At 68.8% G+C, this 25,315-nt stretch carries 17 protein-coding genes; 13 read left to right on the forward strand and 4 right to left on the reverse strand.

Annotation, left to right across the window (positions count from 1 at the left end; genetic code table 11):
• Positions 1–10 precede the first annotated feature (10 nt).
• The 3 genes from VN779_RS21430 to VN779_RS21440 form a co-directional block, all read right to left on the reverse strand.
• A complete protein-coding gene (locus VN779_RS21430) occupies positions 11–3,088 on the reverse strand; it encodes a hypothetical protein (protein WP_325726159.1) in 3,078 nt (1,025 codons plus the stop codon).
• Between the two features lie 16 nt (positions 3,089–3,104).
• Positions 3,105–6,188, reverse strand: coding sequence for a hypothetical protein (locus tag VN779_RS21435; protein WP_325726161.1), 3,084 nt, complete (start codon positions 6,186–6,188; stop codon positions 3,105–3,107).
• 118 nt (positions 6,189–6,306) lie between these two features.
• Positions 6,307–7,125, reverse strand: coding sequence for a putative protein N(5)-glutamine methyltransferase (locus VN779_RS21440; protein ID WP_325726163.1), 819 nt, complete (start codon positions 7,123–7,125; stop codon positions 6,307–6,309).
• A 473-nt stretch (positions 7,126–7,598) separates the two neighbouring features.
• Here VN779_RS21440 and VN779_RS21445 point away from each other — a divergent pair, with 473 nt between their 5' ends.
• The 13 genes from VN779_RS21445 (at position 7,599) to VN779_RS21505 (ending at position 24,145) form a co-directional block, all read left to right on the forward strand.
• Positions 7,599–8,633, forward strand: a complete 1,035-nt coding sequence (locus VN779_RS21445; RefSeq protein ID WP_325726165.1) for a LacI family DNA-binding transcriptional regulator — start codon at positions 7,599–7,601, stop codon at positions 8,631–8,633.
• A 108-nt stretch (positions 8,634–8,741) separates the two neighbouring features.
• The gene (gene araB / locus VN779_RS21450) at positions 8,742–10,529 is read left to right on the forward strand and encodes a ribulokinase (RefSeq protein WP_325726167.1); all 1,788 of its coding nucleotides are present in this window, start codon (positions 8,742–8,744) and stop codon (positions 10,527–10,529) included.
• A complete protein-coding gene (locus VN779_RS21455) occupies positions 10,529–11,248 on the forward strand; it encodes an L-ribulose-5-phosphate 4-epimerase (RefSeq protein ID WP_325726169.1) in 720 nt (239 codons plus the stop codon). Before araB ends, VN779_RS21455 begins: the two co-directional genes overlap by 1 nt.
• The gene (gene araA / locus VN779_RS21460; protein WP_325726171.1) at positions 11,245–12,801 is read left to right on the forward strand and encodes an L-arabinose isomerase; all 1,557 of its coding nucleotides are present in this window, start codon (positions 11,245–11,247) and stop codon (positions 12,799–12,801) included. Before VN779_RS21455 ends, araA begins: the two co-directional genes overlap by 4 nt.
• A gap of 196 nt (positions 12,802–12,997) precedes the next feature.
• Positions 12,998–14,173 (forward strand): substrate-binding domain-containing protein, encoded by a 1,176-nt coding sequence (locus VN779_RS21465; protein ID WP_325726173.1) that lies wholly within the window; start codon positions 12,998–13,000, stop codon positions 14,171–14,173.
• 71 nt (positions 14,174–14,244) lie between these two features.
• Complete coding sequence (locus tag VN779_RS21470) at positions 14,245–15,759, forward strand: sugar ABC transporter ATP-binding protein (protein ID WP_325726175.1); 1,515 nt, start codon at positions 14,245–14,247, stop codon at positions 15,757–15,759.
• Positions 15,756–16,787, forward strand: a complete 1,032-nt coding sequence (locus VN779_RS21475; protein WP_325726177.1) for an ABC transporter permease — start codon at positions 15,756–15,758, stop codon at positions 16,785–16,787. The genes VN779_RS21470 and VN779_RS21475 overlap by 4 nt, the downstream gene beginning before the upstream one ends.
• A gap of 173 nt (positions 16,788–16,960) precedes the next feature.
• Positions 16,961–20,251, forward strand: a complete 3,291-nt coding sequence (locus VN779_RS21480; RefSeq protein WP_325726179.1) for a LamG-like jellyroll fold domain-containing protein — start codon at positions 16,961–16,963, stop codon at positions 20,249–20,251.
• A 106-nt stretch (positions 20,252–20,357) separates the two neighbouring features.
• Positions 20,358–21,266, forward strand: a complete 909-nt coding sequence (locus VN779_RS21485) for a TIGR01777 family oxidoreductase (RefSeq protein ID WP_325726181.1) — start codon at positions 20,358–20,360, stop codon at positions 21,264–21,266.
• Between the two features lie 144 nt (positions 21,267–21,410).
• Positions 21,411–22,202, forward strand: coding sequence for an ABC transporter permease (locus VN779_RS21490; protein WP_325726183.1), 792 nt, complete (start codon positions 21,411–21,413; stop codon positions 22,200–22,202).
• A 160-nt stretch (positions 22,203–22,362) separates the two neighbouring features.
• On the forward strand, positions 22,363–23,097 hold the full coding sequence (locus tag VN779_RS21495; RefSeq protein ID WP_325726184.1) for an ABC transporter permease: 735 nt from the start codon (positions 22,363–22,365) through the stop codon (positions 23,095–23,097).
• A gap of 108 nt (positions 23,098–23,205) precedes the next feature.
• Positions 23,206–23,436 carry a DUF397 domain-containing protein gene (locus tag VN779_RS21500; RefSeq protein WP_325726186.1) on the forward strand — a complete coding sequence of 77 codons (231 nt, stop codon included), beginning with the start codon at positions 23,206–23,208 and terminating at the stop codon, positions 23,434–23,436.
• Between the two features lie 436 nt (positions 23,437–23,872).
• On the forward strand, positions 23,873–24,145 hold the full coding sequence (locus VN779_RS21505) for a hypothetical protein (RefSeq protein WP_325726188.1): 273 nt from the start codon (positions 23,873–23,875) through the stop codon (positions 24,143–24,145).
• 22 nt (positions 24,146–24,167) lie between these two features.
• On the opposite strand, the gene VN779_RS21510 is transcribed toward VN779_RS21505, so the two are convergent.
• Positions 24,168–24,929, reverse strand: coding sequence for a DUF6082 family protein (locus VN779_RS21510; protein ID WP_325726190.1), 762 nt, complete (start codon positions 24,927–24,929; stop codon positions 24,168–24,170).
• Positions 24,930–25,315 lie beyond the last annotated feature (386 nt).

Consider the following 25,315-nt stretch of genomic DNA (forward strand, 5'->3'; position numbering starts at 1 on the left):
CCGCAGAGTCTCAGGACTCTTCGTCAGCGTCATCCAGCTGCGCGCGGCTCGCGAAGAACTCGGCGTTCTCGCGGGCCGTGCGCGCGAACTCCGGGTAGCCCCAGCGCTCGCAGCCCTCTGCGAACGCCAGCTGCCACTGGGAGGCGCCCGCGGCGTTCTCCCCGAGCACCGCGATGGCCAAGCTCAGTGTCTTGAGTGCGGCCTCCAGCGCCGCGACGAACTCTTCGCGCGCGTCGCCCTCTTGCGGATGCTCGAGCAGTGACCACAGGTCGCGCGCCCCGGCTTCGGCGGCCCTCTGTGCTTCCGGGAGCAGTTCCTCGGTCTCCTCCTGCGACAGCGTCTGCATCTCGATCCGCTTGACCACGTGCTTGAGCCGCAGTGTGCGCGCCCGCGCGATCAGAAAGTCCCGATAGCGCTCGGCAGTCGAGTCGTCCTCGGCGCAGGCGCGTAGGTGCGCGACCGCTTCGTCGAGCTGTTCGAGTGCTGCTTTGATATCGGTCGCGGCCAGCAGCCGGGCCACCGACTCGAGCGCCGCGGTGGTCGGTTGGTGACCTGCCGACGACCGGCCGTCCCGCGCCGATTCCCGATACGCCTCAAGCGCTGCCGCCTCATCGCCGTCCTGCTCGGCCGACTCGGCGAGTTGGTGCAGCAGCCAGGCGCGCGCGGTCGGGTAGTCCTTCGGGACGAGCGCGAGCACGTCGCGCAGCACACGTGCCGCGTCGCGCGCTCGATCGAGCTTGCACAGGCTGATCGAGTAGTGCAGAGAACTGAGATGGATCAGCTCTCGGCATTCGTCGTCATCCCAGCGCCCCATGATCTGTGCGAGCGCCGGATGAAAGAAGTTCAGCGCCGTTTCGTGGCGCCCTGCGCGGTGATGCACCTCACCCATCAGCAGCCTGGCTCGCGCCGCGCCCACCGGATCGCTGCCCGCCAGCAGGCGCGCCGCCTGCACCGCCGCCTGCGCCACCTCGTCGTCCCGCGCGTGCTCCGGATCCCGTGAGCTTTGCGCGTTAATCGCCTCGGCGAGCAGCAGCGCGGTCAGCCCGGGCAGGTCGGGGGCGACCGGTGGATTGCCGAGCTGCGAGACGCGCCGGGCGCAGCGCTCGGCATCGGCGGGCTGGTGTGCGGCGAGCAGCACCTGTCCTCGGCGCAGCAGTGCCTCCGCAGCGAGCCAGGGCTGGTATACCGCGCTGTACACGTCGGCCAGGTCGCCGAGGCGATCCAGCAGGCTGCTGATATACCCGGTGGCTTCACCTTCGTCGCCCTGCCGAGCGAACATGCGAGCCATGGCGCCGGTGACCTCGGCCCAAGCCCGCGCCGCGGCGGCGTACTGAGGCGTGGCGCCGTGCGCGTCGGCCAGCTCCCGGAAGGTCCGGTACTCCTCGGAGGCTTCCTCGGCGATGAGCCGGCCGGCCTCCTCATCGATGTCCGGTTCGGCGTCCACGGCCCGCCGCCAGCGGTCCAGGTGCCGGTAGAGCCCGTACAAGCGGACCGTCACGAGCTGGGTCCCGGTGATCCGACCCCCCTCGAACTCGGCTTGCGCCGCTTTCCAGGCTTCCGCCTGCACGGTCGCAGCAGCCTCAGCCTCTTCTGCGCCGACGAGGTACCGCTGGAACGCGCTCATCGCCCGGCAGCGCAGCGCGTCGCCGGTGCGGCCGAGCGTCGCGTAGAGCGTTGCGGCGAAGGCGAGTTGTTCGTGGGCCGCGGCGTGATCGGCGCGCTGCGCGAGCGCGGTACCGCGGCTTTCGGACAGTTCCGCCGCCACATCGTCGCTCAGCCCGGTTCCGCTCGCGGCGACCTGCTCCCAGGCCGCGCATGCGTGCGGATGCCGCAGGAAGGAGAGGTAGCGCGCACGAGCCGCCAGCGCGTCCACGGCTGCGAATCCACGCGGGAGTGTCCGCGCAGCGCTGCCGTCGACGCGGCCGCGGGCGTCCCAGGGCATCGGGATCGGTGGCCATGTCGCTTCAAGCCAGCCCGACTCCAGCCATCCGGTCGGCGGCGGCAACTCGTCGTGCCGCAGCTTGGCGGTGCGCCAGGACTCCAAGGTCTCCGCATGCTCGCTGCCGCCGACGGCCGCGTCCTGGTGCGCGGCGTAGTCGGCGAGCACTGCGTCGAGTTCGGCGTAGAGGGCCGCGGCGGTGACGATCTGGCGCGGCGAGCGGGTGATCGGCAGGTCCCCGTGTCCGGCATCGACGAGCAGCTTGAGGAAGAGCAGAAAGCGCCCGTGCACCCACCAGTACTCGCCGACCGCGTCACGATGTGCGGGCAGCCAGTCGATGTGGTCGTGCAGGATCTCCAGGCCGCGCAACACATCGCGGGTCCGGTTGACGAACAGCGCGTGCAGTTCCAGTTGGCGCGGCAGGTCGCGGCGGCGGCGGACCACCGGGTACCCGAGCCGGTGGTGTTGCCGGGCCTTGTCGAAGCGGTCGAGGTTGAGCAGGTCGATCATCACCTCGCCGTGGGCGATGCCGACGTGCGAGCGTTCGCAGCTGCGCACCCCGGCGATGATCGCCAGCCAAAGGTCCACGGCCTTGGGCAGTTCGTCCTGCCGCTCGTACCAGTAGGCCGCGGTGGCCAGGTCACAGGCGTCGCAGGCGGCTCCGGCGTCCCCATCCTCGGCCAGCAGAGCCTCGATACGCAGGGTGGCCAGCTCGTTCTCGCCGCGGCGGCGGTGAATCCAGTACCGGCTGCGGTGTACCGCCCGCAGGCTGTAGCCGCCGGTCAGGTAGAAGGATTCCATTTCGTCGGTGAGCCGATCGACCTCCGCGGCGGGCACCCGCTCGTCGGCGTCGAGGACATCGACGACATGCTGGAAGTGCTCACGGAAGCGGAAACGCAGCGCCGCGTCGAAGACCTCTGACTTGGTCTGCCAGATCCGCCAGGCCCGGCTGAAGGCGAGGACCATGCCCTGCTCGTCGCCGTCCTCCTGGCAGTCGTCGGCGAGGCTGAGCAAGGCGGAGGCGAGGGCCGCCGGGTCACCGATCTGCTCGGCCTGCGCGACCAACTCCTCGCGCCGCGCGGTGCGCTCCCGGCCATAGGGCAGCTCGTCCGCGGCGGCGAGCGCGGCGTGGAGCTGGGCGAGGTCCATGGCCGGCGCTCCGCTCTCAGGCCACGGTCGAATAGCGGAGGCTGAGCGGTGGTGCGGACGGCGCGGCCGGCGCCGTGGTGAAGAGCGGGAGGACCGATCCGCCCGGGTGCAGTTGCTCGGCGCGTTCGGTCAGCCGGCGCGCGAGTTCCGGCTTGTCCCAGGACTCGAATTCAGCCGCCCAGTCGCGCAGCTTGGCGGCCGCGGCCAGTGCGCGGTCCAGGTGGCCGCCCTCGATCCGGGCCGCCGCCATCAGCGCGACCGCGAGCCGTTCGAACAGCAGGCCGTCGGGTACGGGCCTTGGCCCGGCGGCGCCGGAGGTTTCGCTCGCTGCCCCGGCCGGAACCAAGCGTCGCAGACCACTGATTGCGGCGGTCGCGTGCTGGTACGCCTCGCCGAGCAGCTTCTCGCTCTCGTCGGCGGCGAGCGACCGGTTCTGCGCGAGGTTGAGCACGATGCGCGCCCGCTGCAAATGCGTCTCAGCAAGCTCATATCGAGCCGGCCCGTGCCGTGCGTCGCTTCCGTCGTCGGCGGCCAGCACGGTGATCAGCTCGCCGCCGGCGCGATCCATCACGGCGAGCGCCGCGTCCAAATCCTCCGCGGCGAGCAGCCAGGCCGCCGATCGCAGGCACTTGACGCGCACCAGCGGCTCGCCGACCTGCTGCCAGAGCTGCGCCGCGCGCTCGAACGCCGCGGCAGCGTCCGCATGCCGGCCCGCACGCTCAAGCGCGGTCGCGGCGTCCGCGGCCAGCATCGCGTGCGGAACCTGATTCGGCCACGCCTTGACCCGATCTGCCATGCTCAGCAGGAGTTCAGCGGCGCGACGCGGATCGCCAGCCGCTATCAGGCTGTTGCCATAGGCGCGGGCGGCCTGCGCGATCACGGGCTTCCACTCGTCCTGCTCCCAGCGCGCCTGCGCGGTCTTGAGCGCGGGCTCGAAGAGCGCGATCGCCTCCTCGGGTCGTCCGGCCACGGACAACGCCTCAGCCGCGAGCAGGTGCGCCCGCGTCTCTTCGTCGCCGCGGCCTTCCTGGCGGGCGAACGCGGCCGCCGCGGCCAACGCCGGAGCGACGGCCTCCGACTCGCGTCCGTCCTGGAGCCAGATTGCCTCGGCGAGCAGCATCGCGGCCGAACCGCGCAGCGCCGTGTCGAGATTGTGCTCGACCGCGGCGCGAGCGTACCGCTCGGCCGCCGGAAACTCGCCGCGCGCACGCGCGATCCGGCCGAGAGTCAGCTGCGCCGCCGTCGCGCACCAGGGCGCGCCGCCCTCGTGGTAAAGCTCGGTTGACAGGCGCAGGCTCTGCTCGGCGGACTGCGCCTCGCCGGCGGCGAGGCGCACCTGCGCCGTCATTGCGGCCGCAGCGGCGCCATACAGGGCGACCTCGAACCGGCGGCACTCCTCGGTCAGCTCGTGCAGTTCGGCGAGCGCGTCGCGCGCGGCAGCCGCAAGGGCGTCGCGACCCTTATCAGGCTCCGGTGATGGCGGGGTCTTGCCGCCGCCGCTTTCGCCGGGTCCCGTGTCCGTGCGTGGTTTTCCGCCGAACCAGGGTGAGGGCGCGGGGCGGTCAGCGGTGTCTTCACCGCTTCCGGCGTGCTCACCCGGCTGCGCGGTCGCCAGGGACTGCCAGATGTGGAACTTCTGATACCCGCTGCCGATCCGCACGGCCAGGTATTCGTTCGGCGTGATTTCGTGCCCTGCGAGAGCGTCGGCGGCCGCGAGGCGAAGTGCGGACTGGTCGCTCGCCGCGGCATCCTGCTGACCACTGCGCAGGAGCGCGAAAGCCGCGCGGCTTGACGCGCGCAACGCGAAGCCGAGTCTGCCCTGCGACCGATAGCGCTCGGCGATCTCCAGCAGCCGCGCGCGCTGCACGGCCGCGGCCACACCGTCGTTGACCCCGATGGTGGCGCCGTCCGCGAGCACCGCCTGCTCGTCGAACTCAGTCTGCGCGTCCTCGGGCAGCGGTCTGCCGGTTGCCTTGGCCGCCGCCTGCGCTCGCTGCCAGGCGTCAAGGGCGTCCGGGTGCCAGAGCTCTGTCAACCGGCGCGCTTCGGTGATCAAGTCTTCGACGGGACGTGGCTTCTGGCGCGGCGCTGGGGTAGCGGCCGACCGGCCGCCGCGCGCGGAGGTTGCCGGCAGCACGGTGCGGGCGTCGAGAGCCAGGGCGCTGAGGAACGGCTGCCTGCTGCGGCGATGCACGATCCGGCTGCTGAAGGCCGCGGTGCCGTTGCGTTCGTCGAACCGGGCCGCGATCGAGGAGAGTTCCTCGTCCACCTCGTCCCGCAACTCGCCGATCGGCTTCGTGGCGCCCCCGATGATCGCGAACGGCAGATCATCGAGGCCTGACGTGGTCAGCACACGCAGCAGCACGCTGACACCGCCGAGAAAGGCGGCGCGGCGCTCGGTGGCACTGCGCCCGGCGGCTTCCTGGTTGCCGTCAACCCGCCCGGTCGCGCTGCGGTCCGTCAGCCAGTGCCCGTGCTCGGCCAGCAGCTCAAGCCCGCGAGCTGTGTTGCCGGTGAGCGCACAGAACTCGATGTGCGCGCCGATCTCAGCGCACATAGACGGCTTCAGCCGGGAGATCCGGTAGCCCTCGACGTGATTCGCCTGGGCCTGCGTTCCCTTTCCTAGCCGGATCAGCGGTATCAGGGAACGGGCGAGCACTCCGTGCGGCTCCGCGTCGCAGAACACAGAACCGTCCAGGATCTTTTCCCAGGCCTCGAATGCCCGCGCGTCCTCGCCACGCTCGGCATACCAGTCCCCTATCTGGCTCTGCTCGCAGACGAAGCAGCCCGCGGAAAGATCACGCGGCGCGGCCAACCACAGCTCGAATTCCTGCTCCGCCGTCGCGGTGTGGCCGACTTGCCGCGCGAGGCGGTGGCGGATTTGGTGGACGGCGCGGGTACTGTCACCGCGCCCGCGCGTCTGCTCCTCGAGAGCGTCCAGCGCACGGTAGATCTCATCGAGCGGAACGGCGGCGTCCTCGACTAACCCAGAGGCGATCACCGGAGCGCCGATCACTGTAGCGTCGATGAAAGCGGCGCCGGCCTGCCCAGGGACACTGGACCCGGGGTCGGCGGGCTCGGCATCTTCGAGCGAAGGCACCGGTGCACACCTCCCCGAAGGTTCCCGTCCCGTCGCCTTGTCCCGGAAACCTACCGCACTCTCATCGCGCACAGTCACGACCGTCGACACGTTTCACGCGACTTTCCGGTTCGACTTTCTAGGGCCGGGTCGCGACGATCGCCGCAGCCTCTGTTTCGTCGTCGAGAACGACCCGAGGCGATAGCCCTCCATCAGCCATGATGCGTATCGCCTCCGGCAGTTGCCGGTCGCTGGCCTCGACGAGCAAGTGGCCACCCGGCGCGAGCCAGCGTGCGCTTTGACGGGCGACCGCGCGCATCACGTCGAGGCCGTCACCGCCCCCGTCGAGCGCAACCAGCGGTTCGTGATCACGTGCCTCCGCAGGCAGCAGCGCGATGTCTTCAGTGGGCACGTAGGGCACGTTCGCGATCAGAACATTGATCTTGCCGCGCATGGCATCGGGCAGCGCGTTATAGAGGTCACCCTGATATACCCGGCCGCCGAAAGACGCCAGGTTGCGCCGCGCGCACTCGACGGCCGCCGGATCGATGTCCACCGCGTGCAGGTCGACCGATCGTGTCACGTTCGCCGCGAGAGCAGCTCCCAGAGCGCCGGATCCACAGCAGAGGTCGACGACAGTCAATGGAGCCCGCGATGAAACTTGCGCGGAGAGTCGAGCGGCCTCGCGCGCCAGCAGCTCGGTGCGGCGCCGCGGAACGAACACGCCGGGGTCGACCGCGATGCGCAGGCCGCAGAACTGCGCCCAGCCGAGTACCTGCTCAAGCGGCAGCCCGCCGGCCCGCCGCCGGACCATGCGATCAAGCTGCTCAGGCGTGTCCGCCTGAGCGATGAGCAGCCGCGCCTCATCCTCGGCGAAGACGCAGCCTGCCGCGCGCAACGCGGCGACCACGGACTCGGATGCTGATACGGACGTTGACGAGGGTTCGAAGATCGACACAGCGGCCCTTCGGAGAGCTTGGGGAGCCCTCCGCCCGGCTAGCCGACGTGACGCTCGGCGGCGCGAGGGGAGAACGTCCCGCTTGACCTGACTGCGGTGTGCGAAACACGCACGGCTGTCCTCACCTCCTCGAAGCTCGCCCTGCCGCCATGCGGCCTGAAGCAGCGAGTCTAGGGCATGTTCCAAACACGCTCTAGCGAAAACCGCTGCTCAGAGACACCCGATCGTGATCGTCCGAATTGGCCCCAATCGGCCGGACTTTCACGTCTGGCGGCCGGGGCCGGTTCAATCCGGCCGGATCAACGACTGGTTTCGATCGCGTTGCGGACCCTTGACCCCCCGGAATGTTTGCGCTAACAATTCTCCATCGACGCCGGGAACGGCGCTCGCCGCCCACGTCCAGTGGGCGGACGTCCTAGACTCAGGCCACCGCGGCGACGGGGCCGCGGACACGGAGGGAGGCGGAGCAAGGCATGCGCGTCATCGACGGCGATCGGGCACCGGTCATGGCCGACGTCGCACGTATCGCGGGCGTCTCGCACCAAACCGTCTCCCGAGTGCTCAACGACCACCCGAACGTGCGGCCGGCCACCCGTGACCGGGTGCTCGCCGCCATCCGCGAACTGGGCTACCGGCCCAACGCCGCCGCCCGCACCCTGGTCACCCGGCGCACCAACACGCTCGGCGTGATCAGCTTCAACACCACGCTCTACGGGCCGGCCTCGATGCTCTACGGCATCGAGCAGGCCGCCAAGCAGCACGACTACTTCGTCACCGTCGCCGCCCTGGCCGCGCTCGACCGCCGGTCGGTGCTCGACGCGGTGGAGCGGCTGCGCGACCAGGCGGTCGAGGGCATCATCGTGATCGCCCCGCAGACCACCGCGGTCGGCGCGCTGGCGAACGTCCCCTCGGACGTGCCGCTGGTCGCGGTCGGCTGTGGCACCCATTCCTCGCTGGCCTCGGTGGCCGTGGACAACGAGGGCGGAGCCGAGCGCGCCACCAGCTACCTGCTCGACCTCGGCCACCGCACCGTGCACCACATGGCCGGACCCGCCTCCTGGCTTGACGCGCAGGAACGCGAGATCGGCTGGCGGCGCACCCTGGAGTCCCGCGGCGCCTCGGTGCCCGAGCCGCTGACCGGCGGCGACTGGTCCGCACGCACCGGGTTCGAACTGGGCCACCGGATCGCCCGCGACCCGCAGATCACCGCGGTGTTCTGCGCCAACGACCACATGGCGCTCGGGTTGCTGCGCGCGCTGCAGCAGGCCGGACGCCGGGTGCCCGAGGACGTGAGTGTCATCGGGTTCGACGACATTCCGGAGGCCGAGTACTTCGGGCCGCCGCTGACCACGGTCCGGCAGGACTTCGACGAGCTGGGCCGGCGCGCCCTGCGCTCGCTGATCCAGCTGATCGACGCCGACCTGTCCGGAGTGGGGCGCGCGTCGGTTCGCGTGTCCATCGACCCCGGACTGGTGGTACGCGCCTCCGCGGCGCGTCCCGCGCTGTAAGCACAACGCAGAGCACGAGTACGACGAGCGACGAGCACTGATAAGCCGGGCCCGGCTGGGCGGCCGGCGGCATTCCCGAGGAAGGTTCGACTATGACAGAGGCGCGACATGGTTGTTAACGCTAACAATCATGGCGGTGGGGACCGGTACGTGATCGGAGTGGACTTCGGCACGCTGTCGGGACGCGCCCTGGTGGTCCGGGTCGAGGATGGCGCGGAGCTGGGGACCGCGGTGCACGAGTACGCCCACGGCGTGATCGACGAGGCGCTGCCGAATTCGGCCGGCGGCCGCGCACTGCCGCCGGACTGGGCGCTTCAGCACCCTGACGACTATCGCGAGGTGCTGCGCCGCGCGGTGCCCGCAGCCGTGGCCGCGGCCGGTGTCGACCCGGCGCAGGTCATCGGGATCAGCACCGACTTCACCGCCTGCACCGTGCTGCCGACCCTGGCCGACGGTACCCCGCTGTGCGAGCTCGACGAGTTCCGTGACCGGCCGCACGCCTACGTGAAGCTGTGGAAGCACCACGCCGCGCAGCCGCAGGCCGACCGGATCAATACTCTGGCACACAAGCGCCCCGAGCCGTGGATCGCCCGGTACGGCGGCAAGATCTCCTCCGAGTGGGAGTACGCCAAGGGCCTGCAACTGCTGGAGGAGGACGCGGAGATCTACGCGCGCACCGAGCGCTGGATCGAGGCGGCCGACTGGATCACCTGGCAGCTATGCGGCAGCGAGACGCGCAACGCCTGCACCGCCGGTTACAAGGGCATCCTGCAGGACGGCGTGCGCCCCTCGGCGACCTTCCTCACCACGCTCAACGCCGGTTTCGCCGACTTCAACGACAAGCTCGACCTGGCCCCCGGCGCGCCGGGCATCTCCCCGCTCGGCGCGCGGGCCGGGTCGCTCACCGCGCAGGCCGCCGCCTGGACCGGACTGCCTGAGGGCATCGCGGTCAGCGTCGGGAACGTGGACGCGCACGTGACCGCCCCGGCCGCGCAGGCCATCGAGCCCGGCCAGATGGTCGCCATCATGGGCACCTCCACCTGCCACGTGATGAACGGCGAGCAGCTGGCCGAGGTCCCCGGCATGTGCGGAGTGGTCGACGGCGGCATCGTCGACGGGCTGTGGGGCTACGAGGCCGGGCAGAGCGGCGTCGGCGACATCTTCGCCTGGTTCACCGAGCAGTCCACGCCCGGCTACGTCCAGGCCGAGGCCGCAGAGCGCGGTATCTCCGTGCACGAACTGCTCACCGAGCAGGCTGCCGCGCAACCGGTCGGCGCGCACGGACTGGTCGCGCTGGACTGGCACAGCGGCAACCGCTCGGTCCTGGTCGATCACCACCTCTCCGGCGTGATCGCCGGCCTGACGCTCAGCACCAAGCCGCACGAGGTCTACCGCGCGCTGCTGGAAGCGACGGCGTTCGGCACCCGCGTGATCATCGACGCGTTCGAAGAGAGCGGCGTGCCGGTCAACGAGTTCGTGGTCGCCGGCGGCCTGCTGCGCAACAGCTTCCTGATGCAGCTGTACGCCGACATCACCCGCCGTCCGCTCAGCCTGATCGGCTCGTCGCAAGGTCCGGCGCTCGGTTCCGCGATCCACGCCGCCGTCGCCGCCGGGGCGTACCCGGACGTGCCGACCGCCGCGCGTTCGATGGGCAAGATCGAACGCGCCGCGTACACCCCGGACCCGAAGCGCGCCTCGGCCTATGACGCGCTCTACGCCGAATACCTTCGGCTGCACGACTACTTCGGGCGCGGCGCCAACGAGGTGCTGCACCGGCTGCGCGAACTGCGGATCGAAGCCCTCGCTGACTGTGATTCAGCAGAGCGTGATTCAGCAGCGTCCGATTCAGCACAGCGTGATTCAGCAACGCTCAATGCAACAGGGGCGGAGGCCTGATGAGCATCCAATCCCACGAGATTGACCCGCTGCTGCGCGCGAAGATCACCCGGCTGCGTGCGGAGGTCTGCGCGCTGCACGCGCTGCTGCCGAGCAACAACCTGGTCGCCTGGACTTCCGGCAACGTCTCGGCGCGCGTGCCGGGCGCGGAGCTGATGGTGATCAAGCCCAGCGGCCTTGACTACGAGGACCTGACTCCCGAGTCGATGGTGCTGTGCGATCTGGACGGCAACGTCGTCGAGGGCGCATACAAGCCGTCCAGCGACACCGGCTCGCACGCCTACGTCTACCGGCACCGGCCCGAGGTCGGCGGCGTGGTGCATACGCACTCGACCTACGCGACGGCCTGGTCCGCACGCGCCGAGGCGATTCCCTGCGTGATCACCGCGATGGCCGACGAGTTCGGCGGCGAGATCCCGGTCGGGCCGTTCGCCCTCATCGGCGACGAGGCGATCGGCAAGGGCATCGTCGAGACGCTGGCCGGGCACCGCTCCCCCGCGGTCCTGATGCGCAACCACGGCGTGTTCACCATCGGCAAGGATGCCCGCTCGGCGGTCAAAGCCGCGGTGATGACCGAGGACGTGGCCCGCACCGTGCACCTGGCCCGCGCCTACGGCGAGCCGATCCCGATCCCGAGCGCCGACATCGACGCCCTCTACGACCGATACACCAACGTCTACGGACAGCAGCCCTCTGCGGACGGAGTCAACCAACAATGACGTCACTGGACGCCGCCCCCGGGTCCCTCTCCGGAGCCCCCCGGCGGCAGGTCTGGTTCCTCACGGGGAGTCAGGGCCTTTACGGCGAGGATACGCTGCGGCAGGTCGCCGACCAGTCCCGCGCGATCGCCGAGCAGCTTTCCGCGGCGCTCGGGGAGGGCGCCGACGGATCTACCGGCCCGGTCGAGCTGGTCTGGAAGCCGGTGCTCACCGACGCGGCCGCGATCCGGCGGCTGTGCCTCGACGCGAACGGCGAGGACAACTGCGTCGGCCTGATCGCGTGGATGCACACCTTCTCGCCGGCCAAGATGTGGATATCGGGGCTCGACGCGCTGCGCAAGCCGCTGCTGCACCTGCACACGCAGGCGAACGTGGCGCTGCCGTGGTCGACGATCGACATGGACTTCATGAACCTTAACCAGGCCGCGCACGGCGACCGCGAGTTCGGGTTCGTGCAGACCCGGCTCGGCGTGCCGCGCAAGACCGTGGCCGGGCATGTGAGCGACCCGAGCGTGGCCGAGCGGATCGGCACCTGGGTCCGCGCCGCGCAGGGGCTCGCCGAGGTGCGCACGCTGAAGCTGGCCCGGTTCGGCGACAACATGCGCGACGTCGCGGTGACCGAGGGCGACAAGGTCGAGGCGCAGCTGCGCTTCGGCGTCTCGGTCAACACCTATGGCGTCAACGACCTGGTCGCGGTGGTCGACGCGATCACCGACTCGCGGATCGACGACCTGGTCAAGCAGTACGAGGACGAATACCGCGTCGCGCCCGAGCTGCGCAGCGGCGGCGAGCGGCACGACTCGCTGCGGTACGCCGCGCGCATCGAGCTCGGCCTGCGCGACTTCCTGACCTCGGGCGGCTTCCGGGCCTTCACCACCAACTTCGAGGACCTCGGCGGGCTACGGCAGCTGCCGGGCCTGGCGGTGCAGCGGCTGATGGCCGACGGCTACGGCTTCGGCGGCGAGGGCGACTGGAAGACCTCGGTGTTGCTGCGCACGGTCAAGGCGATGGCGGCGGGCCGGCCCGGCGGTACCTCGTTCATGGAGGACTACACCTACAACTTCGAGCCCGGCCGCGAGGTCATCCTCGGCGCGCACATGCTCGAGGTCTGTCCCTCCATCGCGACCGAGACACCGTCCTGCGAGATCCACCCGCTCGGCATCGGCGGGCGCGAGGACCCAGTGCGCCTGGTCTTCGACGCGCAGCCCGGTCCGGCCGTGGTGGTCGGGCTCGCGGACCTCGGCGAGCGCTTCCGCCTGGTGGCCAACGAAATCGACGTGCTGCCTCCGCTCGAGCCGCTGCCCAAGCTGCCGGTGGCCCGCGCGGTGTGGACGCCACGGCCGAACCTGCGTACCTCCGCGGAGGCGTGGCTGACCGCGGGCGCCCCGCACCACACGGTCATGTCTTCCGCGGTCGGCGCCGAGGAACTGCACGACCTGGCCGAGATGCTCTCGGTCGAGCTGCTGGTGATCGACGCCGACACCACCGTCCGCCAATTCACCAGGGAGCTGCGATGGAACCAGGCCTACCACCGCCTGGCGCAGGGCTTCTAAGAGCCCTGCCGAGCGAATCCGCGGCTCACAAAGACCCCCCGGCCGCGCTGCCGCACCAGTGCGGCCGGGGTGACCAGTACCACCCTCACCAGCACCACCCGCAGTACCCGCACCACCGGCAGTACCCGCACCACCGGCTGTACCGCACAAAAGGCTCGTTCCGACCTATCCACCACATGAAGGGCACCGATCAACGATGATTGGCACACAAACGACCCGGTCCATCGCGGCGGTCTCGGCTGCCGCGCTGCTGGCCCTCTCGGCCGCCGCCTGTTCGAAGTCGAGCACCGGCTCGTCCGCGGGCAGCGCTCCGTCCGGTGGCGCCAGCGTCGCCAGCAACTGCCTGACCTCGCCGACCGCCACGCCGAACCCGGCCACCGACCCGGTCGGCTTCAACCAGGCGAACCTGGCCGACCTGGACAAGGCGCTCAAGTGCGCGATGAACGGCAAGGACCTGTCCTCGGTCAACATCGCCATGGTGGTCAACGTGGCGGCCGCCTACTGGAAGGCCGGTCAGACCGGATTCCTCAAGGGCTGCGCTGACCTGGGCATCTCCAACAGCAAGTGCACCTACTTCGCCCCGCCGAACGGCAAGCTGACTGAGCAGACCAGTGAGCTCGAGACGCTGCGCTCGCAGGGCGTGACCGGCTACTCGATCTCCGCGATCGACCCGGCCACCGCTAAGGGCACCATCGCCACCGACACCGCAGCCGGCATCGACGTGCTCGCGATCGACTCGCCGCTGCCCGGCACCGCCGCAGCCTCGCTGTACCTCGGCACCGTCAACTACGACGCCGGGTTCGCCGCGGGCACCCAGATGAAGAAGGTCCTCAACGGCACCGGCAAGGTGGCGATCCTGGTCGGCTCGCTCACCGCGTCGAACGCCACCCAGCGCATCGCCGGCTTCAAGGCGGCCATCGGTTCGGGCATCTCGGTCGTCCAGACCGTCAACGACGACCTGTCCGCGAGCACCGCGACATCTGACGCGGAGACCATCCTCGCGAACAACCCGGACGTCAACGGCCTCTACGGCGTGTACTCGTACGACGGCGGCGCCCTGGCCAGCGCAGTGACCACGGCCCACAAGACCGCCACGGTGCACATCGTGTCGGACGACTCGGACCCGGACACCCTGGCCGCGATCAGCTCTGGCGTCATCTCCGGCACCATCGTGCAGATGCCGTACGAGCAGGGCTACACCGGCGCCTACATCCTGGCTGCGGAGAAGGTCCTGGGTAAGGACGCGACGATGAACATCATCAAGCCGTACCTCGCCTCCGACGGCACCACCCTCAGCTCGGGCGTCGGCGTGATCACCAAGGACGACCTGAGCCAGTACAACTCGCTCGCCTCCTCCCTGGGAATCAGCTAACGATGAGTCTGCCCCAAAGCCCTGCAACATCGGGCACCCCCAGCCGCGCGGTTCTCGCGCGGCTGCGGGGGGTGCACAAGACCTACGGCCCGGTACGGGTGTTGGACCTCCCTGAACTCGACCTGTATGCAGGGCAGGTCGTCGGGGTGGTCGGGGAAAACGGCGCGGGCAAGTCCACGCTGATGGGCACTCTCGCCGGCTCCGTCCACCGGGACGGCGGAGAGATCGAGATCGACGGCGCGCCGCTGGTACCCGGTTCCACCCATGCCGCGCAGGACCTGGGCGTAGCCCTGGTCTCGCAGGAGTTCCCGCTGGTTGGGCAACTCTCCGTGGCGGAGAACCTGCTGCTCGGGCGGCGCCCGAAGGAGTCGAAGCGCAAGGTGCTGACGGACCGGCGGGCGCAGCGTGCCGAGGCCGTCGCCATCCTGGCCAGGATCGGCGTGACCGAGCGGGAGATCCCGGTCGGCCGCACGGTGCGCACCCTTCCGGTGCCCGCGCGGCAGCTGATCGAGATCGCCAAAGCCTTCGGCCGCAAGCCCCGGCTGCTCATCCTCGATGAGCCGACCTCATCGCTCGGCCCGGTCGAGGCGGCGCGCGTGCTGCGTCTGGCCCGGCAGCTGGCCGACGAGGGCGGCACGGTGCTGTTCATCGGCCACCGGCTCGATGAGGTGCGTCAGGTCAGCGACCGGATCATCGTGCTTCGCAACGGCCGGCTCGTCGCGGACCTGGATCGCGCGGAGGCGAGCGAAGACCGGTTGATCCGCGAGATGGTCGGCGGTGAGATCGCGCACAGCGAGCCGAAGGTCGCCGACCGGGAGAAGCCGGTGTTGCTGACCATCAAGGGTCTGACCGCCGACGGCCTCGGCCCGGTCGACTTGGAGGTGCGCGCGGGCGAGATCATGGGCATTGCCGGGCTGATGGGTTCTGGTCGCAGCCGGCTGATCCACACCGTGGCGGGCGCTCAACCCGCCACCGGCGGCACCATGCAGCTGGAAGGCGCGGCTTACGCGCCTCACGGCGTCGGAGACGGCGCGCAGGCGGGGATCGCGCTGATTCCGGAGGACCGCAAGGAACAGTCGCTCGTCCTGTTCGCCCCGATCAAGGACAACGTGACCGTCGGCATCCTGCGCAAGATCAGCTCCCGCGGCGTGCTCGGCCCGCGGCGCAGGCGCCAGGAGGGCCAGCGGATCGCCGAGAGCGTCAACGTGCGGATGCAGTCGGTCGAGCAGCCGATCGGCTCGCTCTCTGGCGGCAACCAGCAGCGGGCGATCTTCGGGCGGGCCTTCGCCTCCAACCCGAAGCTGCTGCTGCTCGACGAGCCGACCCGTGGCGTCGACGTCGGCGCCAAAGCCGAGATCTACGAGTTGATCGATCGCGCTGCGGCACAGGGCATGGCGGTTCTGGCGGCTTCCTCCGAGCTGGAGGAACTGCTGTGGATCTGCAACCGGATCGCGGTGATGAACCACGGCCGCGTCGTCGAGGTACTGGAACGAGCCGAGGCCACTAAGGAACGAATCATGACCGCGGCCGCGGGCACAGCCGTGTCCACGCTGAACGGGCCGCTTACGAACGGAGCAGTCGCGTGAGCACCCAGACCACCCTTCCGCCGGCCGGTGCCCAGGGCACCGCGCAGCCGGCGCAGCGCAGCGGCCTGACCAGGCTGCTGATCGAGACCCCGGAGACGGGCGTCATCGCGGCGTGCGTCGTCTTCTTCATCCTGATCTCGTTCAAGGCGCCGACCTTCCACAGCGTGGGCAACCTCCAGGTGGTGGGCCGCGACCTCGGCCAGACCGGCATCCTCGCGATCGGCGAGTCCCTGGTCATCCTGACCGGCGGAATCGACCTGTCGGTCGGCGCGCTGGCCGGCCTGGCCGGCATCCTGGCGGCCTGGTTCAACGTAAGCGGGCACATGCCGGCCCCGCTGGCGATCCTGCTGACCATCGTCATCTGCGGGATCGCCGGGCTCTGGCACGGTCTGATGGTGACCCGCCTGAACGTGCCACCATTCGTGATCACCCTGGTGACATATACGGTCACCATCGGCGCGGCGCTGGCGATCACCTCGGGCACGCCGATCAGTGGCACCGACCCGCTGTTCCAGAACCTGAGCGCGTTCTATGTGGGCCAGATCCCGGTTCCGGCGCTGATCTTCGTGGGCGCGGTGATCATCACCTGGTTCCTGCTTGAACGCACCTATGTCGGCCGCCAGATCTACGCGGTGGGCGGCAACAAGGAGGCGGCGCGGCTCGCGGCGATCCCGATCAAGCGCCGGATCACCTCGGTGTACGTCGCCAGCGCGGCGCTCGCCGGCGTGGTCGGCGTGCTGACCGTCGGCCGGGAGAGCGGCACGGCCGACCCCTCGGTCGGCGGCTCCGGGTGGGAGCTGATCGCCATCGCGGCGGCAGTGGTCGGCGGCGTCTCGCTGTTCGGCGGCGAGGGCCGGATCATCGGCATCGCGGCCGGCGCGATCCTGCTGGAGATCATCCACAACGGCCTGCTGTCCATGCACGTGAACCAGTACGACATCCAGATGGTTCAGGGCGCCGTGCTCGGCGTCGCGATCCTGCTCGACCGCCTGCGCGCGCGCTACTTCGGCCGAGGAGAACGCGGCTAGCCGCGCCATCGCGACAAGGCGCCCGCCGGAGCGCCGAACCGCTTGGTATTCCGGCCCGTGTAACACATTTGCCAGCGGCGCTCCCATAGTTGGGGAAGCTCGGGAGCGCCGCTCGCGGGGGATCTGCAGAGTTCGCCCATGCCCACCTGTGGACCTCACGCGAAGGAGCCCTTGTGTCCACGCACGTTTCAGCATTAATACGCAACACCAGACATAGAACCCTTACCGTCTTCGCAGCCGGGGTCGCCATGACGGCGGCGGCCCTCGCTTCGCCGCTGTCCGCGCACGCCGCCACCGGCCCGATTCCCGCGGTCGCGAGCCCGGCCGGGCACTGGTCTTTCGACGAGGGCACCGGCACCACCGCCGCTGACTCCTCCGGCAACGGCCACGCCGCGACCCTCGGCGCCACCGCGGGCTGGGGCGCCGGCAACGTCGGCAGCCACGCCCTCGCGCTGACCGGCACCGCCACCGGCGAGGCCACCGTCGCCGGCCCGGCGGTCGACACCTCCCAGAGCTTCACCGCCTCGGCCTGGGTCAACCTCAAGGCGCTCGGCGGCTTCCAGACGGTGCTGTCCATTTCCGGCAGCAACGTCTCAGGCTTCTACCTCGGCCTGCGCGGCGACACCGGCACTCTCGCCTTCGCGCGGCTGGGCTCCGACGCGACCGGCACCGCGACCGTGGTGGCCTCACCGACCGCCCCGGTGGCCGGCACCTGGTACCACATTGTCGGTGTCGACAACGTCAGTGCCGGAACTCTGACCCTGTACGTGGACGGTCACTCGGTCGGCTCCACTCCGTACACCGGCCAGTGGAAAGCGTCCGGCGACACACTCATCGGTCACGGCCTTTACGGCGGCAACCAGGTCGACTACGTCAACGGCTCGATCGATGACGTGCAGATGTTCTCCTCGGCGCTGACCGCACAGCAGGTCGCCGGGCTGGACGAACCGGCCGCGTACTCCTTCGACGACGGCACCGGCACCACCGCCGCCGACACCTCCGGTCATGGCAATACCCTGACGCTCGGCTCGGGCGCCACGTGGACGGCGGGCCACATCGGATCGAACGCCCTCGCGCTCGACGCCACCGCGACCGGCAACGCGACCAACGCCTCCCCGGTCGTCGACACCTCGCAGCCGTTCTCGGTCTCCACCTGGGTGAACCTCAAGTCCACCGCGGGCTTCCAAACGGCCGCGTCGATTGACGGCGCCAACGTCTCAGGCTTCTACCTCGGCCTGCGCGGCGACACCGGCAAGTTCGCCTTCGCCCGCCTCGCCTCCGACAGCACCTCCGCGGCGGCGACGCACGCCGACGCGACCAGCGCTCCGGTCGCAGGGACCTGGTATAACCTGATCGGCGTCAACGACGCCGCGGATGGCCTGCTCAAGCTGTACGTCAACGGCGTGCTGCAGTCCTCGGTCCCGTACACCGGCGGCTGGAAGGCCACCGGCAAGACGGTGGTCGGCGGCGGCGAATACGGCGGCGGCCGCGTGGACTTCGTCAACGGCACGATCGACGACACGACGTTCTACAACGCCGGGCTCAACGACGAGGACGCCTCGTTCATCGGCACCAACGGCTCGTCGGTCATCAACGTGGACACTTCGCAGTCCGGCGCGACGGTCTCGCCGCAACTGTTCGGCGCCATGATGGAGGACATCAACTACGGCGCTGAGGGCGGTATCTACAACGACGAGGTGCGCAACAGCGGCTTCAACGACTCGTCCAACCCGCTGAACGCGTGGTCGGCTGTCGCAGGACCCGGAGTCACCGCGTCGCTGACCTCTGACACGTCGACCGGACCGACCTCCGCACTGACCGCGTCTGGCAAGCTGACGGTGGGCACTGGCGTCAGCGCCAAGCACAGCACGGTCGCGAAGGCCACCGGCACCAGCAGCGTCAACGCCTCAACGCTCTACCGCGCCGGCATCGCGAACTCCGGCTACTTCGGCGTCGGCATCGCGCCGTCGACGACGTACACCGCGTCGTTCTACGCCAAGTCGAGCGGCAGCTTCGCGGGTCCGCTGGATGTGGACCTCGAGTCCACCTCCGGCACGGTCTACGCCAGCGCGTCGGTCAAGGGCGTCGGCACATCGTGGCACAAGTTCACGGTCAAGCTGATCACCCCGTCCACCGCGCCGACGACCGCCACCAACAAGCTGGTCATCTCCACCACCGCCAACTCGGCGAACGGTGCGGCGATCTGGTTCGGCGCGACGTACCTGTACCCGCCGTCGTATCAGAACTCATCGAACCACCTGCGCATCGACCTGATGCAGAAGCTGGCGCAGCTCAAGCCCTCAGTCTTCCGGGTGCCCGGCGGCAACTACCTGGAGGGCAACACCTACGCCACCCGGTTCCAGTGGTCGAACACCGTCGGCCCGGTGGATGAGCGGGCCGGTCACATGAACTCGGCCTGGGGCTACTGGTCCACCGACGGAATGGGCATCGACGAGTACCTGCAGATGGCCGAGGAGGTCGGCTCGACCCCGATCCTCGCGGTCTACGCGGGTTACACGCTCAACGGCCAGTCGGACACCGGCAGCACCCTGATCAACGACGTGACCGACGCGATCAACGAGATCCACTACCTGACCGACCCGACGAGCACGAACTGGGGAGCGCTGCGGGCCCGCAACGGTCACAAGGCGCCGTACAAGATCCCCTATGTCGAGGTCGGCAACGAGGACTGGTTCTCCAACTCGTACGCGGCCCGCTACCCGCTGTTCTACGTCGCGATCCACTCGGCGTTCCCGAACATGAAGATCATCGCGACGGCCGACTCGACCGGCGGCGCTCCGTACGACGTGATCGACGATCACTTCTACAACTCGCCGGCCTGGTTCGAGGCGAACTCGCACTACTTCGACAACACCCCGCGCGGCGCGAACAAGATCTTCATCGGCGAGTACGCGGCCAATGAGGGCTCCCCGGGCAACGACCTGAACTCCGCGCTCGGCGACGCGTCCTGGCTGCTCGGCCTGGAGCGCAACTCCGACCTGGTCACCATGTCCGCGTACGCGCCGCTGTGGGTCAACGTCAACGGCCACCAGTGGACGCCCGACCTGATCGGGTTCGACAACAACACCAGCTACGGCTCGCCGAGCTACTACGCCCAGGTGATGTTGAACCACAACCACGGCAGCACGGTGGTCCCGAACACGGTCGGCGGCGCCGGCGGCCTGCAAACGCTGGTCACCCGCACCGGCTCGACGTACTACCTCACGGTGATCAACACCGGCGGAGCGGCGCACGCCGCGACGGTGAACCTGGCCGGCGTCACCACGACGTCGTCCACGGCCACGTCCACCACGCTGTCGGGCGCTTCCGCCACCGCGACCAACTCGATCACCAGCCCGACGAACGTCGTGCCGGTCACCGGGACGGTCTCCGGCCTCGGCACCACGTTCACCCAGTCCTTCCCCGCCTACTCGATCACCATCCTGCAGTTCACCGCCAGCTGATCACTGGCAACCCCGGCTGACCGACCGTCAGCCGGCAAGCAACACATCCGGCCGGGATCTGACCCCAGATCCCGGCCGGACCGTTTCCACCCCTTACTGTTGTCCCATGCGCGTCGTCATCGCAGGCTCCAGCGGCCTGATCGGCTCTGCCCTTACCGCGGCCCTGCTCGCCGACGGCCACGACGTCGTGCGCCTCGTGCGCCGCCCGCCGAAGCCGGCCGTCGAGGCGCACCTGACGGAGGCCCAGTGGGATCCCTCCGCCGCCCATCTGCCCACCTCAGCGCTCGACGGCGCCGAAGCGGTCGTCAACCTCGCCGGGGCGGGCGTCGGCGACCACCGCTGGACCGCGGCCTACCGCCAGCGGATTCGCGACAGCCGCGTGCTCACCACCGCCACGCTAGCGACGGCGATGGCCGATCTGCGCACTCCGCCACGTGTCTTCATCGCAGGCTCCGCAATCGGCTATTACGGCGAGACCGGCGACACCCCGACGGACGAATCCAGCGCGCCCGGCACGGACTTCCTGGCCGGCGTCTGCCAGGAATGGGAGGCGGCCGCCGATCCGGCGCGCAAGGCGGGCATCCGGGTGGTGCACACGCGCATGGGCCTTGTCGTGTCGGCGAAGGGCGGCGCGTTCGGCAGGCTGCTCCCGCTCGCCCGGCTCGGCCTCGGCGGCAGACTGGGCAGCGGCAAGCAGTACTGGAGCTACGTGTCCCTGACTGACACCGTCCGCGCCCTGCGTCACGGCATCGACACCGAAGCCCTCAGCGGTCCCGCGAACGTGACGACCCCGCACCCTGACACCAACGCCGCCATCACCGCCGAAATCGGCCGTGCCCTGGACCGGCCAACCCGCCTCGCCGTCCCCGCTCCCGCGCTGCGCATCGCCCTCGGCGGGTTCTCGGAGGGCATCCTGATGAGCCAGCGCGTCATTCCCACTCGGCTGCTCGAATCCGGCTTCGAATTCCAGCACCCCACCTTCCCCGACGCGCTCGCCTCCGCCCTCACCCAGTAGCTCTACGCCCCGCCCTGCGCCCGCCCCCTCCCCCACCAGCCCAGGCATTTATCCATTTGCCGCGCGCTCCCCCACCCGGCAAAATACGTCGCTCCCCCTCCTCACCACCCGACACCCTCATGGCGTGACAACGGGAGCTGCCGCGTGCGCGTGTACCTGACCGCTGCCCGATTATCCTTCCGCCGGTACATCACCTACCGCTCCGCAGCGTTCGCCGGAGCGATCACCAACACCGCGTTCGGCTTCATCCGCGCGTACATCCTGCTGGCTATGTGGCACGAGAAGCCGCAGATCGGAACCTACGACGCGGCGGATGCGGTCACCTACGTCTTCCTTACTCAGGGTTTGATCACTCCGATCGGGATCTTCGTCGGCTCGACCGAACTGGGCCCCCGCATCCGGACCGGAGAAGTGGCCACAGACCTTTACCGTCCGTGCGACTTCCAGCTCTGGTTCCTCGCCACCGACCTCGGCCGCGCCCTCGCCGGGCTGCTGCTGCGCACCGTTCCACCGGTAGTCGTCGGCGTGCTCGCGCTGCCAACCCGGCTGCCGACCAGTCCGCGCCGCTGGCTCGAATTCGCCCTCTGTTGCGCGCTCGCGCTGGTCATCAGCTTCGCGATCCGCTACCTGGTGAGCCTCAGCGCATTCTGGACGCTGGACGAGCGCGGAACGGCCTCGCTCCTGCTGGTGGTATCAATGTTCTTCTCCGGCATGATCATCCCACTGGTCGTCATGCCCGGCTGGCTCGGCAGCCTAGCCCGGGCGCTGCCGTGGTCAGCGACGCTGCAGGTGCCGATCGACGTCCTGCTCGGCACCGAGACGAACGGTTTCGCCGGCGCCCTCACCTTCCAAGCGGCGTGGGCCGTGCTCCTTGTCGCCCTCGGCCGCGCCGTGACGCTCGCAGCCCGACACAAGACGGTGGTGCAAGGTGGCTGACACTAGCCCGCGCCTCTCTACGCCCCCGCCGCCGCGCGCACGCGTTCCCTCATCGCCCGTCCACGCCCTATCGGATTCGCCAGTCCTACCTCCCCTCCCCGCACCCGCTACCTTCCTCCTCCTTACCCGCATGTGGTCCCGTGCCGCGTGGCAGTACCGCATGTCCCTGCTCCTCACGGGCACGGCCCAAATGCTCGTCGCGAGCCTCGACCTGGCAGCTCTCCTGGTCATGTACACCCAGGTAAAGACGCTGGCCGGATTCACCCTGCCGCAGACGCTGTACCTCTACGGCACCACGCGTCTCGCGTTCGCTCTCTCTGACGTGATCGCCAGCGGTATCGAAACGCTCAGCGACTCAATCCGGCTCGGCACGTTCGACGTCATGCTGATCCGCCCAGTCGGCACCCTCCCCCAGGTGCTCGCTGACCAGTTCACCCCGAAGCGCATCGGCAAGCTGATCCCCGCCACGGCAACACTGGTCTGGGCCATCGAGACCCTACCGATCGCCTGGACGCCACTCAAAGCAGCGGTCTGCGTCGGCACGGTCCTGTGCGGCACGGTCATCTACTGCGCCCTGTGGGTCCTCACCGGTTCGATCAGCTTTGTGGCCACCGATGCCCGCGAAACGGCGAACGTCATCACCTACGGCGGCGAACTGGTCACCGAGTATCCGTTCGGCATCTACCAGCGTCCACTGGCCCTGATGATGACCTTCGCGATCCCGCTCGCATTCATCACCTGGCAGCCCTCGCTCTACGTCCTAGGCCACCGAGACCCCTTCGGTCTGCCCGCGTTCCTCTCGTTCGCCCCGCCCGCCGTCGCCCTCCTCCTCAGTGCCCTGGCCGCCCTCGTCTGGCGAGCCGCCGTCCGCCGCTACCGCTCCACCGGCAGCTGAAGCGGCTCGACTTGTGCATTCGCATTCCCCAACGCCCTGTGCAGTTGCACGTATGCACGCTACGCTTCTGCTGAATCAGCACTCTTCACATGGAGAGGAGGTGATCAAATGCGCGACGGCGAGATTTCAGAACTCAGCTATGCCGATGCGGCGTGGCGCCGTGCCAGTGTCTGCAACGAGCTTGGCCACTGCGTCGAACTGAGGCGGCGAGCCGACGGTTCCGTTGCGATGCGGAACTCGCGCCATCCCGATGGACCGGTGCTCACGTATGAGCGGCGAGCCATGCAGGAGCTCTTGGCGGGCGTCAAGAACGGCGAGTTCGACGATCTGGCTGCTTAAAAGGGGCGGCTGCTTCACACAACGCAGTAGTTGTTCCTGCCCGATGGTAGCGGGCAGGAACAACGCGAGTGAAGCAGCCAATAGACCACCGTATAGCACCGACCCCTAGCGCGTCTGCTTACTCCAAATGAGTTGAAGGCGTCGGTTCGCGGCTGTAAGGACGCCTTTTCGGCGACGCTCCTGCTCGAAAGGCCTCAACCACATCACGCGACTGGTAACCTGATGACCCGTCAGCTAGGCGCGCGCGGGCTTCCTCGACGCGTATATCAGAAAGTTTATAGCGAAAGCACATTATCACCGGTCGAGGCATCACGGCAGCATCATCCCAATGGGCAAGCAGAATGCTGCAGGCGACGTCAAGGTCTAAAGCCCTGGCGATCAATGATCATAGTGGTGATGCCGCGGCCCGTCATGGTCCGAGGAGATACAGGCAATAATGGAACAGCGCGTGAGCCAAACGGGGCAGTCAGAGATCTTCATTCTCAAGCGACTGGGTTCCACGCCCGCGCAACGCGGCAGCACCAATGACATGAACTGTCCGGATATTTTCCTACTTTCGGATGGTCGGCTGGCATGCATCGGCACTGACGTTACCGACAAACTGCGCGATCACTTACCATCCGGGGCAAGCATCGGCGACGACGAACGGCTCGTCTCGCTTCCCCGGCAAGTCCTTCTGGACGCGATTCCCGAGATTCTCAAGAGCTGACCAAAGGGCACACCACAACCGATCACTCGACAAGACGCAGTCCTCGATCCGGTGGCTCGTCATCGCCGTCGTACTCCCGGCAGATCGCGTCCGTCATCTGCGCGAATCGCCACTCCTTGGTGCCCGGCATGAAGTCCGCCGACCGAGCCTCGGCGGCGACTTTCCAGTACGAGCGCATGATCGGATTGCGAAACAGCCGTCGAAGAATCAGGGCGATGGAGTCCTCGCTGAGATCACTCAGCTCCACCGCCAAGCGCTGGTGCTGGTACACCAGGTTCGCGTACCAGAACTGGCGGCGGACCTCGTGCGGGTGCGCGTCCGGATCCGGCCAGACCTCGGCAAGGCCCTCATCGTTGATCGCCATGCGCAGCAGCTCGACATGCAGGCGGCGCAGGTCGGCTTCCGCGCTACGGTGCAGCTCGGCCTGCGTTTGGCTCATCGCGTGTCGTTGGAGCGCGAGTTCCTGGCGTTGCAGCTGAAGCTCCTTGAACTGCATGAGGAAAGTGATGACGAGAGCTGCGAAGCCGAATGCCGCGAAAACCGAGGCCACCGCCTCGAATGCCTGCCCGACATAGCTCCAGTTCTGCCAGGTCTTCGAGGGCAGTGCGGCGGCCATGATGATGTCGATGGCGACGCCGAAGACGAGGATGAACATGGTGGCGGCCAAAATGATCAACCAGCCGTAACGCAGTGCGAACGCGCGACCATGCGCGCGGCGCTCGCCGGCGATCGCCGCGTCATCCCCCGCGCTTGGCATGCCGGGAGGCTGCGATTCAGCGCTCATCTCTATGAATCCAGAAGGTGCGTGCCCGGTGTCAATTGGAATACATATCGCTTTTGCGCCAGTACAGCGGGAGCAGAACCGGAACTCGATCCCGCTCGCGGACTTCGCGAGATCACTTATGGAAGTGTTATTCCCGTACGGCGTAGTACTGAAGCACCCGGCGGAAGCGACGGGAGCGAATGAGCGTACGAGGCGCGCGACGTGCGCGCTGGTCACGCCACTGTTACGCGGTAACTCCGAAGCGCGACTGATCTGTGCCAGCTCACAGAACCAGCACTGAGATATGACATCACTAAAAGGCGCCGATACACACACCCGGAATCCCGATACAAAAGCAATGTGCATCTGCACGGGATAAAGTCCGGCGCTCGACGGTCAGGTTTTCG

Origin of the sequence: Actinocrinis sp. (assembly GCF_035605935.1) — a bacterium.
Lineage (GTDB): Bacteria > Actinomycetota > Actinomycetes > Streptomycetales > Catenulisporaceae > Actinocrinis.

Coding starts and splice junctions, on each gene's coding strand:
- VN779_RS21510 (WP_325726190.1), bottom strand. CDS start 24,929: ATGAGCGCTGAATCGCAGCCTCCCGGCATGCCAAGCGCGGGGGATGAC.
- VN779_RS21500 (WP_325726186.1), top strand. CDS start 23,206: ATGCGCGACGGCGAGATTTCAGAACTCAGCTATGCCGATGCGGCGTGG.
- VN779_RS21485 (WP_325726181.1), top strand. CDS start 20,358: ATGCGCGTCGTCATCGCAGGCTCCAGCGGCCTGATCGGCTCTGCCCTT.
- araB (WP_325726167.1), top strand. CDS start 8,742: ATGGTTGTTAACGCTAACAATCATGGCGGTGGGGACCGGTACGTGATC.
- VN779_RS21495 (WP_325726184.1), top strand. CDS start 22,363: ATGTCCCTGCTCCTCACGGGCACGGCCCAAATGCTCGTCGCGAGCCTC.
- VN779_RS21430 (WP_325726159.1), bottom strand. CDS start 3,088: ATGGACCTCGCCCAGCTCCACGCCGCGCTCGCCGCCGCGGACGAGCTG.
- VN779_RS21445 (WP_325726165.1), top strand. CDS start 7,599: ATGCGCGTCATCGACGGCGATCGGGCACCGGTCATGGCCGACGTCGCA.
- VN779_RS21505 (WP_325726188.1), top strand. CDS start 23,873: ATGGAACAGCGCGTGAGCCAAACGGGGCAGTCAGAGATCTTCATTCTC.
- VN779_RS21465 (WP_325726173.1), top strand. CDS start 12,998: ATGATTGGCACACAAACGACCCGGTCCATCGCGGCGGTCTCGGCTGCC.
- araA (WP_325726171.1), top strand. CDS start 11,245: ATGACGTCACTGGACGCCGCCCCCGGGTCCCTCTCCGGAGCCCCCCGG.
- VN779_RS21455 (WP_325726169.1), top strand. CDS start 10,529: ATGAGCATCCAATCCCACGAGATTGACCCGCTGCTGCGCGCGAAGATC.